At 71.2% G+C, this 12,781-nt stretch carries 11 protein-coding genes; 4 read left to right on the top strand and 7 right to left on the bottom strand.

Going from position 1 to position 12,781, the window contains the following annotated elements:
• Positions 1 to 116 precede the first annotated feature (116 nt).
• Positions 117 to 1,127, top strand: a complete 1,011-nt coding sequence (gene fgd / locus AB0L91_RS10100; RefSeq protein ID WP_355274550.1) for a glucose-6-phosphate dehydrogenase (coenzyme-F420) — start codon at positions 117 to 119, stop codon at positions 1,125 to 1,127.
• Here fgd and AB0L91_RS10095 read toward each other — a convergent pair.
• The 3 genes from AB0L91_RS10095 to AB0L91_RS10085 all read right to left on the bottom strand — a co-directional run bounded on the left by AB0L91_RS10095 (position 1,087) and on the right by AB0L91_RS10085 (position 2,960).
• The gene (locus AB0L91_RS10095) at positions 1,087 to 1,980 is read right to left on the bottom strand and encodes a TIGR03619 family F420-dependent LLM class oxidoreductase (RefSeq protein ID WP_365008782.1); all 894 of its coding nucleotides are present in this window, start codon (positions 1,978 to 1,980) and stop codon (positions 1,087 to 1,089) included. The two genes, fgd and AB0L91_RS10095, sit on opposite strands and share 41 nt — an antisense overlap.
• Positions 1,977 to 2,375: a MerR family transcriptional regulator gene (locus AB0L91_RS10090; RefSeq protein ID WP_365008780.1), complete on the bottom strand. Its 399-nt coding sequence runs from the start codon at positions 2,373 to 2,375 to the stop codon at positions 1,977 to 1,979. The genes AB0L91_RS10095 and AB0L91_RS10090 overlap by 4 nt, the downstream gene beginning before the upstream one ends.
• A 78-nt stretch (positions 2,376 to 2,453) precedes the next feature.
• Complete coding sequence (locus AB0L91_RS10085; RefSeq protein WP_357342276.1) at positions 2,454 to 2,960, bottom strand: nitroreductase/quinone reductase family protein; 507 nt, start codon at positions 2,958 to 2,960, stop codon at positions 2,454 to 2,456.
• Between the two features lie 74 nt (positions 2,961 to 3,034).
• On the opposite strand from AB0L91_RS10085, the gene pta reads away from it, so the two are divergent.
• Together pta and AB0L91_RS10075 are read left to right on the top strand one after the other, a co-directional pair.
• Positions 3,035 to 5,113 (top strand): phosphate acetyltransferase, encoded by a 2,079-nt coding sequence (gene pta, locus AB0L91_RS10080; RefSeq protein WP_357342278.1) that lies wholly within the window; start codon positions 3,035 to 3,037, stop codon positions 5,111 to 5,113.
• The gene (locus AB0L91_RS10075; RefSeq protein ID WP_365008777.1) at positions 5,110 to 6,312 is read left to right on the top strand and encodes an acetate kinase; all 1,203 of its coding nucleotides are present in this window, start codon (positions 5,110 to 5,112) and stop codon (positions 6,310 to 6,312) included. The genes pta and AB0L91_RS10075 overlap by 4 nt, the downstream gene beginning before the upstream one ends.
• Here the strand turns inward: AB0L91_RS10075 and AB0L91_RS10070 are convergent.
• Genes AB0L91_RS10070 through AB0L91_RS10060 form a run of 3 tightly spaced genes read right to left on the bottom strand, consistent with a single transcriptional unit; the run spans position 6,309 to position 11,251 of the window.
• Entirely contained in the window at positions 6,309 to 8,804 is a 2,496-nt protein-coding gene (locus AB0L91_RS10070) for a tetratricopeptide repeat protein (protein ID WP_365008775.1), read from the bottom strand. The two genes, AB0L91_RS10075 and AB0L91_RS10070, sit on opposite strands and share 4 nt — an antisense overlap.
• Positions 8,805 to 8,810: 6 nt before the next feature.
• Complete coding sequence (locus tag AB0L91_RS10065) at positions 8,811 to 9,773, bottom strand: glutamate ABC transporter substrate-binding protein (RefSeq protein ID WP_355274530.1); 963 nt, start codon at positions 9,771 to 9,773, stop codon at positions 8,811 to 8,813.
• Positions 9,770 to 11,251: a hypothetical protein gene (locus AB0L91_RS10060; protein WP_355274528.1), complete on the bottom strand. Its 1,482-nt coding sequence runs from the start codon at positions 11,249 to 11,251 to the stop codon at positions 9,770 to 9,772. The genes AB0L91_RS10065 and AB0L91_RS10060 overlap by 4 nt, the downstream gene beginning before the upstream one ends.
• Before the next feature lie 129 nt (positions 11,252 to 11,380).
• Here AB0L91_RS10060 and AB0L91_RS10055 point away from each other — a divergent pair, with 129 nt between their 5' ends.
• Positions 11,381 to 12,013, top strand: coding sequence for an NUDIX hydrolase (locus tag AB0L91_RS10055; RefSeq protein ID WP_365008773.1), 633 nt, complete (start codon positions 11,381 to 11,383; stop codon positions 12,011 to 12,013).
• 5 nt (positions 12,014 to 12,018) lie between these two features.
• Here the strand turns inward: AB0L91_RS10055 and thiE are convergent, their stop codons facing one another.
• A complete protein-coding gene (gene thiE, locus AB0L91_RS10050; protein WP_355274522.1) occupies positions 12,019 to 12,720 on the bottom strand; it encodes a thiamine phosphate synthase in 702 nt (233 codons plus the stop codon).
• Positions 12,721 to 12,781 lie beyond the last annotated feature (61 nt).

The raw sequence follows: 12,781 nt of genomic DNA, 5'->3' as shown, positions 1-12,781 counted from the left end.
TCATCCGCTAAAACCGGCGGCGGTGCGAGCCACCGCTACCGGAGAAGTCGGCGGCGGTGTTGGTTAGTGTCGATGCGGCAGGGGCCGCGACGAAGCGAACGACAGGAGTGGCTGAGATGGTTGATCTCAAGCTCGGATACAAGGCATCGGCAGAGCAGTTCGGGCCGCGTGAGCTCGTCGAGCTGGCGGTGGCCGCCGAGGAACACGGTCTCGACAGCGCGACCGTCAGTGATCACTTCCAGCCGTGGCGGCACAACGGCGGGCACGCGCCGTTCTCGCTGGCCTGGCTGGCCGCTACCGGTGAGCGCACCGAGCGCATCATGCTCGGCACCTCCGTGCTCACCCCCACCTTCCGCTACAACCCGGCGGTGATCGCCCAGGCCTTCGCCACCTTCGGCTGCCTGTACCCGGGCCGGGTCATGCTCGGTGTCGGCACCGGTGAGGCGCTCAACGAGATCGCCACCGGCTACAAGGGCGAATGGCCCGATTTCAAGGAGCGGTTCGCCCGCCTGCGTGAATCGGTGTCGCTGATGCGCGCGCTGTGGACCGGCGAGCGCACCGATTTCGACGGCGAGTACTACCACACCGTCGGCGCCTCCATCTACGACGTGCCCAAGGGCGGCATCCCCGTCTACATCGCCGCGGGCGGCCCGGTCGTGGCCCGCTACGCCGGTCGCGCGGGCGACGGTTTCATCTGCACCTCGGGCAAGGGCATGGACCTCTACACCGAGAAGCTGCTGCCCGCCGTCGCCGAGGGCGCGGCCAAGGCCGAGCGCGACCTCGCCGGTATCGACAAGATGATCGAGATCAAGATCTCCTACGACACCGATCCCGAACTGGCGCTGCAGAACACGCGCTTCTGGGCCCCGCTGTCGCTGAGCGCCGAGCAGAAGCACGACATCACCGACCCGATCGAGATGGAGGCCGCCGCCGACGCGCTGCCGATCGAGCAGGTCGCCAAGCGCTGGATCGTGGCCAGCGATCCCGACGAGGCCGTCGCCCAGATCAAGCCCTACCTGGACGCGGGCCTCAACCACCTGGTCTTCCACGCCCCCGGCCACGACCAGCTGCGCTTCCTCGACCTCTTCAAGCGCGACCTGGCCCCGCGCCTGCGCGCCCTGGGCTGACCGCGAGCGCGAACCGCTCGGCCAGTTCCGACATCTCGTCGAACTGCCGGGCGGGTTCGCTCGCCGTCGCACCGACGACGATCCGCGTGACACCCTGGGAGGCAAGGCCTTCCACGCGTTCGGGCGGCATGTCGATCGAGCCCCAGCGGGTGTAGTCGAGCGCCGCCGGGTCGCGCCCGGCTTCGATCGCGGTGTCGCGCACCAGCTTCCATTGCTCATCCCGCTCCAGCGGGGCGAGCATGCCGCCGGGGAACCAGCCGTCGCCGTGCAGTCCCGCCCGGCGCGCGGCGGCCCGGCTGGAACCGCCGACGTGGATCGGCAGCCGGGCGGTGCCGTAGGGCTTGGGATAGCTGGTCAGCTCGGCGAAATCGAAGAACTCGCCGTGGAATTCGGCGCCGTCGCCGCCGCCGGACCACAGCGCCCGCAATACCTGGATAGCCTCGTCGGCCCGCCTGCCGCGACTGCGATAGTCCACCCCGACGGCCGCCGCCTCGGCGGGCAGCGCGCCGAGCCCGACGGTGAGCAGACGCATCCGGCCGCGCGAGAGCTGGTCGATGGTGGCCAGCCGTTTGGCCAGCACCACCGGATGCCGGTACGGCAGCAGCAGCACGCCGGTGCCGAGCAGCAGTCGGCTCGTCGACGCGGCGACGAAACTCAGCGTGTCGAGCGGGTCGACGAACGCCAGCGTCGGATCCAGTTCGATCGCGCCGACGGTCGCGCCGGGATGCAGCGCGATGTGGTCGGGCAGGTAGAGCCCGTCGAACCCGCACCGTTCGGCGTGCTGGGCGAAGGCGACGAGCCGATCGGGGTCGGTGCCGTAGAGCGGGGTGTTGTAGCTGATCGCGAACTTCACCGGACGACCGATCGGTGGAGGCCGCAGGCGGGCTCGCCCGGCTCGGCGGCGAGAGCGTCGGCGAGCTGGGCGGCCAGCTGCCCACGGATGGTCGCGAGGCGCCGGGTGGCCGCGTCGACCTCGTCGAGTTTGCGGCGCAACTCCTCGACGGAATCGGGGCAGCCGTCGCCCGAGCCGTCGCCGGCCCGCAGGCAGGCGACGAACGGGTGCATGTCGGCCAGTTCGAAGCCGACGGTGCGCAGCGCGTGGATCTTGTGGACGACGCGCAGTTCGACCTCGTCGTAGATCCGGTAGCCGTTGCTGTCGCGGCGCGGTTCGACCAGCCCGTGCTGCTCGTAGTAGCGCAGCGCGCGAGCGCTGGAACCGGTGCGTTCCGCCAGTTCGCCGATCAGCATGCGACCTCCTCGATGACCGTGGCCGTCAAGGTAGACCTTGCCGTCGGCGTCAAGGCAAGAACGCCGCGGCGGCTCGGGCTATGCCCGGCGCAGGGCGAACATGCGCAGGTTGCGGGTGGTTCGGTCGCGGTAGGCGGCGTAGGCGCCGGTGATCTCGATGAAGCGGGCGAAGAGGGCTTCCTTTTCCGCGTCGGGGACCGGGGTGGCGACGACGGGGATGCGCTCGCCCGCGATGGCTACGGTGGCCGCCGGGTTCGCCAGCAGGTTCCCCGTCCAGGCCGGGTGGTGCTCCTGGCCGAAGTTGGAGCCGACCACGTAGAGGGTGTCGCCGTCGTGCACGTAGAGCAGCGGCTGGGTGCGCTGCGCACCGGACTTGCGGCCGGTGGTGGTCAGCAGGATCACCGGGGCGCCGATCGGGCCGAGCACGGTGTACTTGGCGTCGGTCCGCTCGAGCAGGGCCCGATCCAGCGGGGTCACGGTGCGGATCAGCCAGGAACCCGGCTTCGTCGCGGCGAAACGATTGGCGGCGCGGGACAGGAGATTGGTGCGCGAACCCCACTGCCGATCCGGGAACTGCGATGTCATGGGCCGGACTATAACGCGGCCGATCGCGCCACACCGAACCCCCGAATCGCCATCGATTAACTAAGCTCGCGACCATGGTCGAACATGCCACGTCCACCGTGTACATCGCTTCACCCGAGGGTGACACCGGAAAATCCACCGTGGCGCTCGGCGTGCTCCAGATGGTGTGCGCGACCGCCGCGCGCGTCGGGGTGTTCCGCCCGATCACCCGCTCGACCGCCGAGCCCGACTACATCCTCGAGCTGCTGCTCGAGCACAGCACCGCCGATATCGGCTACGAGCAGGCCATCGGCGTCACCTACGAGGACGTGCACCGCGACCCCGACGCCGCGATCAGCGAGATCGTGATGCGGTTCCACGACGTCGCCAAGGCCTGCGACGCGGTGGTGATCGTCGGCAGCGACTACACCGATGTCGCCAGCCCGAGCGAGCTGCGCTACAACGCCCGCATCGCGGTGAACCTGGGCGCGCCGGTGTTGCTGGTGGTGCGCGGCGCCGACCGCACGCCCGCCGAGGTCAAGCAGCTGGTCGAATTGTGTTCGACCGAGCTGGCCGCCGAGCACGCCCAGCTGGTCGCCGTCGTCGCCAACCGCTGCGCGCCGGACGAGATCGACGAGATCGGCAGCGCCCTGGCCGGTTTCGAGGTGCCGTCCTGGACGCTGCCGGAGGTGCCGCTGCTGATGGCGCCGACCATGGGCGAGCTGTGCGGCGCCATCGACGGCGAGATCTACAGTGGCGACCCGGAACTGCTCCAGCGCGAGGCGCTGCGGATCATGGTCGGCGGCATGACCGCCGAGCACATCCTGGAACGACTATCCGACGGAGTGGTCGTGATCGCCCCGGGCGACCGCTCCGATGTTCTGCTCAGCGTGGTGAACGCCCATGAGGCGGCGGGCTTTCCGTCGCTGGCCGGGGTCATCATGAACGGCGGCATCCGCCCGCATCCGGCCATCGCGCGCCTGATGGAGGGCCTGCACCCCAAACTGCCGATCCTCACCACCGAACTCGGCACCTACGACACCGCCAGCGCGGTGCACCGCACCCGCGGCCGGATGTGGGCGGGCAGCCCGCTCAAGGTGGACACGGCGCTGGCGCTGATGGAAGAGCGCGTCGACGCGCCGGAACTGTTGCGGCGCATCCAGGTACCGCCGTCGAACGTGGTCACCCCGCAGATGTTCGAATACCGGCTGATCGAGCGGGCCAGGGCCGATCGCAAGCGGATCGTGCTGCCCGAGGGCGACGACGACCGCATCCTGCGCGCCGCGGGCCGGGTCCTGCAGCGCAAGATCGCCGACCTCACCATCCTCGGCGACGAGACCGCGGTGCGCGCCCGCGCCGCCGAACTCGGCGTCGACATCGCCGCCGCGCAGGTGCTCGACCCGCGTACCTCCGGCTACCTCGACGAATTCGCCGCTGAATACACCGAATTGCGCAAGCACAAGGGCATGACGCTCGAGCGCGCCCGCGAAACCATGGCCGACATCTCGTATTTCGGCACAATGATGGTCTACAAGGGGATCGCCGACGGCATGGTCTCCGGCGCCGCGCACACCACCGCGCACACCATCCGGCCGTCCTTCGAGATCATCAAGACGGTGCCCGGCGTGGCCACCGTGTCGAGTGTGTTCCTGATGTGCCTGGCCGATCGCGTTCTCGCCTACGGTGACTGCGCCGTGGTGCCCGATCCGACCTCGGAACAGCTCTCCGATATCGCGATCTCCTCGGCGGGCACCGCGGCCCGGTTCGGAATCGACCCGCGGGTGGCGATGCTGTCGTACTCGACCGGGTCCTCGGGGTCCGGCGCCGATGTCGACAAGGTCCGGGTCGCCACCGAGCTCGTGCGGGAACGCGCACCGGAACTGCCGGTGGAGGGTCCGATCCAGTACGACGCGGCGATCGAGCCGACGGTGGCCAGCACCAAGCTCCCCGATTCCGAGGTGGCCGGGCGGGCAACGGTTTTCGTCTTCCCCGACCTCAATACCGGTAACAACACCTACAAGGCCGTGCAGCGCAGCGCGGGCGCGGTCGCGATCGGCCCTGTGCTGCAGGGTCTGCGCAAGCCGGTCAACGACCTCTCGCGCGGCGCGCTCGTCGCCGACATCGTGAACACCGTGGCGATCACCGCCATCCAGGCGCAGGGAGAAGACGCGTGAGCGACCTGGTATTGGTGCTGAACTGCGGCTCCTCCTCGATCAAATACCAACTGCTGCACGCGGGCTCGGCCGAAGTGCTGGCCTCCGGGCTGGTCGAGAAGATCGGTGAGTCGCACGGCGGCCGGATCGTGCACGAGTGCGGTGACCGCAAGCTGGTGCACGAGGGCGTCATCGCCGATCACCGGGCCGGTCTGCGCCGGGCGTTCGAGATGTTCCAGGAGACCGGCATCGACCTGGCCACGATCGGCATCGGCGCGGTCGGGCACCGGGTGGTGCACGGCGGCGAGGTGTTCTGGCAGCCGACGCTGATCACCGACGAGGTGCTGCGCACCATCGACGAGCTGTCGGTCCTCGCGCCGCTGCACAACCCGGCCAATGTGGTCGGCATCGAGTCGACCAGGGAACTGCTGCCCGGCATCCCGGAGGTCGCGGTGTTCGACACCGCCTTCTTCCACACCCTGCCGGAGGCGGCCAAGACCTACGCGATCGACGCGAAACTGGCTGCCGCGCACGGTGTCCGCAAGTACGGCTTCCACGGCACCTCGCACCAGTACGTGTCGGCGAAGGCCGCCGAATACCTGGGCAGGCCGGTCGAGGAGCTGAACCAGATCGTCTTCCACCTCGGTAACGGGGCGTCGGCCTCGGCTGTGGCCGGGGGCGTCGCGATCGACACCACCATGGGTATGACCCCGCTGGAGGGCCTGGTGATGGGCACCAGGCCCGGTGATCTCGACCCCGGGATCATGCCGCACCTGATGAATGTCGCCGGGCTGGATCTGCCCGCGGTCGAGCAGCTGCTCAACCGCAACTCCGGCATCAAGGGCCTGTCCGGGGTGAACGACTTCCGCGAGCTACAGCAGCTCATCGACAACGGCGACGTCGCCGCGAAACTGGCCTACGACGTCTACATCCACCGCCTGCGCCGCTACCTCGGCGCCTACCTGGTGGAACTCGGCGGCGTCGACGCCATCGTCTTCACCGCGGGTGTGGGGGAGAACAGCGCGTCGGTGCGCGCGGACGCCCTCGCCGGCCTGGCGAACCTCGGCATCGAGGTCGACCCGGTCCGCAACGCGACCAGAACCCACGGCGTCCGGCACATCTCGCCGGAGTTCGCGCCGGTGCACGTGCTGGTGGTGCCGACCAACGAGGAACTTGCCATCGCCAGGGCCGCGCACGCGCTGGTCGGCGGGTCCGCCTAGAACCAGGACTTCGCGCGCAGCGAGTTGGCCAGGTCGACCAGGGCGTAGCGGTGCACGCGATCGGGCGCGTTGCGGGCCAGCGCGCGCAGGCCGGTCTCGGTGCCGTCGCGCAGATCGCGTTCGTCGAAGGGGCGGCCGAACAGCTTGGCGTCCTTGCGCTTCGGGGTGTTCCCGGCCTGTAGCCAGGCCAGTGCCGTGCCCTGCACCAGGGTGCGCATGAGGGTGGATCGGTGTTCGCCGGGCGGGATGGACTGGGCGCGCGAGGCGGCCAGGCGCAGCACCTGCTCGTCGAGCCGGTCGACGGGAGCGCTGGTGAGCAGCAACAGGATCGCGGTGGTCTGGGCCGTGGTGAAGTGCCGCGAGGCCGCGGGGACGTCGTCGAGGGCGTGCACCGCCTCGCCGACCCGGCCCGCCACCGCCAGCTGCCTGGCCAGGCCGAAGGCGGCGCTCACGACGGCGCGGTCGGTGCGCCACACGGTGTCGTAGTAGCGCTCGGCGAAGGCTCGCCACTGTTCGGGCGCGTCGGAATCCCAGTGCTGCAGAATCAGTTCCGCGGTGGCGGCCAGGGCCAGCTTGGGCGCGATCTCGCCGGGCAGCACCCGCAGCACTGCCTCGAAGGCGGCGAAGGCGGCCTCGTAGTCGAGTTCGAGCAGGTGCGCCTGACCGGTGAACCAGTCGGCGCGCCAATCGGATTCGCCGGAGACACGGTCGAGCAGGTGCAGTACCGCGGCCGATTCGCCGAGTTCGAGGCGGGCCCGCGCCTCGGCGAAGACCAGTTCGCCCGCCAGGGTCTCCGGCGCGTTGTCCGGGTCGGCCTCGGCGCGTTCGCGGGCCTCGTGCAGGGCCTCCAGCACCCGCTCAGGGTCCAGGTTCGCGGTCGCGGCCAGCAGCGGAGCCGACGGATCGGCCGGGTCGATCAGCGGAATCGGCAGCGCGGCCACCACATCACCGGAGTCGAGCAGCGGCGAGCGGCCGACGCCGTCGAGGTAGGAGTCGGTCTGGCTGATCAGTTCCTCGGTGCCGAAGCTGGTGCGCTGGGGACTGAACACGGTGGACAGCTGAGGATGCTCGGCGCCGGTGTCGTAGGCGAGGATCTCCCGCAGCACCCCCGCCAGCTGGGCCGACATCGCCCGCGCCGACGGAAACCGCCGGGCCGGATCGGGGTCGGTGGCGGTGAGCAGGAACCGGTGGAAGAACTCGTAGCGGGCCAGCAGCGGCTCGTCGGCGGGGTCGGGGATGCCGTCCAGGTAGCGGCCGTGCTCGGTGGGCAGCGCCAGAGTGAGCGCGGCCAGGGTCCGGCCGACCGTGTGCACGTCGGAGGCCGGGGTCGGACCGGTCCTGGCGATCTCGGGCGCCTGGAAGCCCTTGGTGCCGTAGAGATTTCCGTAGGCCTCGATGGTGGCGACCGCGCCAAGGTCGATCAGCTTCACCTGGTCCTCGGTGATCATCACGTTGTCGGGCTTGAGGTCGTTGTAGGTCAGGCCGATCGAGTGCAGGTGGTCCAGCGCGGGCAGGATCTCCAGCACGTAGGCGATGGCCTCGGCCAGCGGCATCCGCTCGCCGACGGGCTTGGCGTCGAGGATGTCGCGCAGCGAGTGCCCGCCGACGTACTCCATGACGATGTAGCCGGTGCTCGATCCGTCGGCCGCGGTGTGCTCGACGAAGTTGTGGATCTTGACGATGCTCGGATGCGCCACCTCGGCCAGGAACTGGCGCTCGGCCACCGCGACGGCCTGCGCCTCGGCGTCACCGGCGTGCAGCAGGCCCTTGAGCACCACCCACCGGTCGCTGACATTGCGGTCGATGGCCAGGTAGATCCAGCCGAGCCCACCGTGGGCGATACAGCCCTGGATCTCGTACTGCCCGGCGACCATGTCGCCCTCGTGCAGCGACGGCCGGAAATCGTAGGCGGCGCCGCAGGTGGCGCACTGCCCGGCCGAGGTCCCGGCGTGCGTCGCGGTCGAGCGGCCGACCGGGTCGCCGCAGCGCCAGCAGAACCGCCTGCCCTCCGAGACCACCGGATCGGCCAGCACCGCCTCGCGCGGGTCGGCCGGGGTGACGGTGGGGATCGGCACCAGGCCGGCGCCGAGCCTGCGGGTGGGGCGCGACCTGGCGGTGCGCACACTGCGCCCGGACCTGGACGTGCTCGGCCCGGTCTGCGCGCCGGAGGGCCAGGCGGCGTCGCCGGAACCGGATCGGGGCGGGGTGGCCTGGGTGCCGGGCGGTTCGGTCACCGCGTGCGCGGCGCCGGCGCGCTGGGTGGCGTCCGCGCGCTGGGTGGCCGCCGGCTGGTCCGGTGCGGCGGGCCTGACGGCGATCTCGGTGGGCGCGTGCGGCGCCTGGATCGGCAGCGGCATGGTCTCGTCGTCGGCCGGCGCGGGCGGCAGCGTCCAGCCGCCGGGCAGCTCGCCTTCGGGCCGGTGGGTCAGCTGGGTCGGTTCCTGCCGCGCCGGATCCTCTTGCGCCGGTTCACCGTTCGTCGGTGTGGTCATCGTCGATCAGTCCTGGTACGTCGGAGCGGGCGGGCTCGGCGTCTCGCCGAGGGAGGCGAGCCAGCGGCGGTGGATGCGCGTCCAGGTGCCGTCGTTGCGGATGCGCTCCAGGGTGGCGTTGACGAAGCGGACCAGGTCGTCGTCGCCCTTCGGGATGCCGATGCCGTAGGGCTCGGCGCTGATGCTCTCGCCGACGACCTCGGTGTAGGGGTCCTGCGCGGCCAGGCCGGCCAGGATCGCGTCGTCGGTGCTCACCGCGTCGACCTGGCGCTGTTGCAGCACCACCAGGCAGTCCGCCCAGGTCGGCACCGTCAGGATGGTGGCGGCGGGCTGATCGCGGCGGATGTGGTCGAGCGAGGTGGTGCCGCGCACCACGCACACCCGCTTGCCCGCCAGGTCGGCCAGGCTGTTGATGCCGGAGTTCTTCACCGCGAGCACGCGCTGGTCGGCGCGCAGGTACACGGTGGAGAACGCCACCCGCTGGCGGCGCTCGCAGGTGATCGTCATCGTCTTGGCGATCAGGTCGACGGTGTGGTCCTGCAGCGCCCGTTCGCGCTCTTCCGAAGCGAGGCTGCGGTATTCGATCAGATCGGGGTTGCCGAGCAGGTCACGCGCGATCTCGCGGGCGATGTCGGCGTCGAAGCCGACGATCCGGCCGGTCAGCGGGTCGCGGAAGCTGAACAGGTTGCTGCCGGCGTCGAGGCCGACGATCAGCCTGCCGCGGGCGCGGATGGCGTCGATCGTCGGGCCGCGCGAGGTGCTGGGGCGCAGGCTGGCCGTCGGGTCGCCGCACTGCTCGCCGCCGCGGGCGGGCACCGGGGTGTCGGTGCCGATCGGGATCGCCTTGGCGGGCAGGGGCGGTTCGGAGTAGACGCTGTTGTCGTCCGGTGCCGGGGTGCTGTCGGCGCAGCCGCCGAGCAGCGCCGCCGCCGTGAGCAGCAGCGCCGCGGCGATCCGCCCGCGGCTCACCGGTACTCCCGCAGCCGGGGCCAGAGCCCGAGCGCGACGCAGACCGCCGCGACGATGCCGAGGACGAACGCGCCGGGGGCGAGGAAGGCCAGCACGTCGATGGCCTGGGAGACCTTGTCGCGCAAGGTGTCCCTGGTCGCCGCGGCGGCCTTGTCCAGGGCGCGGTCGATCGCGTCGACCTGGGCGGCCGCGTCCGCGGCGCTCGGTCCGGTGGCGACCGCGGCGGCGCCGGTGAAATCGCCGCGCGCGAGAGTGTCGTTCATCCGTTGATGCGCGGACTGCCAGCGCGCGAGCGCGGCGCGGGCGTCGGCGACCTCGGTGCGCGCCGGCGCGTCCTGGGGGTAGCCGGCGAGCAGTTCGGTGAGCCGGGTGGTGTTGGTGTCGAAGATGCGGTCGTAGTCGCCGGTGGCGTCGCGGCGGACCAGCTTGACCATCTCCGCCGACCTGGCCTGCTGCACCAGGATGCGGCTCTCGGCCAGCCGGGCGGCGGGCACCGCGCCCTGGTCGCGGCAGCGCATCATCGACACCGCCGACACCGAGCCGGCGGCCACCGTCCACACCAGCGTCAGCGCGAGCGCGCCGGTGCCGATCAGCAGACCCATGTTGAACACCCGGCGCGAGCGCTTGGCCAGCTCCACCTGGACCCAGAGCAGGGCGCCGAGGGTCGCCATCAGCAGGACGATCGCGGGCCACGGCGGCAGCACGTGCCGGTGCTGGGCGGCGGTGACCGCGTCGAGCCGGTGGTTCTCCAGCTCCTCGGCCATCGGCAGCAGCGTCGTCTGCATCTGGTGCGACGCCTCGCTGAGGTAGGCGGCGCCGACCGGGTAGCCGTTGCGGTTGTTGGCGCGCGCGGTCTCGATCAGGCCGGTGTAGACCGGCAGCCCGGTCGCGATGCCGGTGCGGAGTTTGCGATCGGTGCCCGACGGGTCGGCGGCCTCCTCGACGGAGATGTGCCCGGCCTGGGTCACCAGTTCGGCGGCGGCCTCGCCGATGGCCTGGGTGTAGCGGTCGCGCACGGCCTTCGGCTCCAGCCCGCCCGCGATGAACGCGGTGCCCGCCGCGGCGTCGGCGATGGAGAGCGAGGTGTAGAGGTGATTGGCCGAGTGGGCGTCGGGTTCGGTGTCGTCGAGCAGGACGCCGAGAGCTTGCTGGCGGTCGCTGACGGTCGTCGAAGTCACCGCGCCGGCCGTGACGCAGAGCACCATCAGCACCAGGCCGGCAGCCACCAGCCGGCCCGGTGAGGACTGCACGAAGCCGCGCATCCGGGCGGGGTGGAACTGCGCACGCAGCGCCTTCACATCCGGCGCGGGCGGCCGGTCGACGACGATCGCCGGTTTCCGCAACGCGGCGCGGCGGCCCGTCACCGGCTCGGCCGCGGCCGCCACCGAGCCCTGCGCACCCTGCGTGGCCTGCGACGACGGGCCGGAACGAACGGCCGCGACCTCGGTCGAGGCATCGCGATTCCCGGGTTCGACCATCGTTCACCTCCCCGTGCTGTCCGCGCACCCCTCGTGGTGCGGAGTTTATTGTGGTCCTACCGGTGGCGCAGCCCCTCAGACACCCCCGAAGCGGTTGCTGCTCGGCTGCTACGGAGGAAAGAGTATTGGATGCGCGGTGACGGAGACGGCTGGTCGAACAGTCCGGGCGGAGTTCGGCACTGGGGCAAGTACGGCGCGGCGGGTTTGTTGCTGCGCGCGCCGCTGCCCCGGGGTGGGTCGGCGGTGCTGCTACAGCACCGGGCGCCGTGGAGTCATCAGGGCGGTACCTGGGCGATCCCGGGCGGCGCGCGCGATTCCCACGAGAGCGCCGAACACGCCGCGGTCCGGGAGGCCTGGGAGGAAGCGGGCATCACCGCCGACGCGCTGCGCGTGCGCGCCGAACGGCTGACGATGACCGCGCCGAGCGGCTGGACCTACACCACGGTGCTGGCCGACGCCGAGTTCCCGCTGCCCACCGTCGCCAACAAGGAGAGCTCCGAGCTGGTCTGGGTGGCCGAGGACGAGGTCGACGACCTCCCGCTGCACCCGGGTTTCGCCGCGGCGTGGGTGGAGCTGCGCGCGGTGCCGCTGCGTCTGCGGTTCGCCGCCGAGCCCGTCGTCGACCTGCCCCGGACCGTCGAACTCGCCGATCGCGGGTTCTTCTGGTTGCACGCGCAGGCCGACGGACCCGGCGACGAGGTGACCATCGGCCCGGAGCCGACCGACGAACTGGCCGAGGCGCTCACCGCGCTGCTGACCTGAATTCGTTATCCCGACGCGGCGACCAGCGCCTGCTTGAGCTCGCGCGCCGCGGCTTCGGGATCGGCGGCCGCGGTGATCGCGCGGACCACGACGATCCGGCGCGCACCGGCGGCGAGCACCTCGGGCAGGCGTTCGGTGTCGATGCCGCCGATCGCGAACCACGGCATCGTCGGGTGCCCGTCGGCGGTGGAGCGCACCAGGTCGATGCCCGCCGCCTGGCGGCCCGGCTTGGTCGGGGTCGTCCAGATCGGGCCGGTGCAGAAGTAGTCGAGATGGCCGTCGATGGCCGCCAGGCCCGCCTGGGCGCGACTGTGGCTCGACCGGCCGATGACGACGTCGGGGCCGAGGATGCGGCGGGCGTAGGCGGGCGGGAGATCGCCCTGTCCGAGATGCAGGACGTCGGCGCCTGCGGCCAGCGCGATATCGGCGCGATCGTTCACCGCGAGCAGCGCGCCGTGCCTGCGGGTCGCGGCCTTGATCTCGGCGAGCGCGCCGAGCTCGGCCTTGGCCTCCAGCGGGCCGAACTCGGCCTCACCGGGCGACCCCTTGTCGCGGAGCTGGACGATGTCGACGCCACCGGCTAGCGCGGCATCGACGAAACGGGCCAGATCGCCCTTCTCCCGGCGCGCGTCGGTGCACAGATACAGCAGCGCGTTCGACAGGCGCTCCCTGGGCGGGACGGAACGATTCGGATGGGAGGGCTGCACAGTGTCGACGGTAGTCGCGCTACCGTGGAGACGCGAACGCCGAGGCGTTCGGTAGGCGGAA

This window comes from Nocardia sp. NPDC051833 (assembly GCF_040681225.1).
GTDB lineage: Bacteria > Actinomycetota > Actinomycetes > Mycobacteriales > Mycobacteriaceae > Nocardia.
This window is presented reverse-complemented; position numbering and strand designations above follow the sequence as displayed.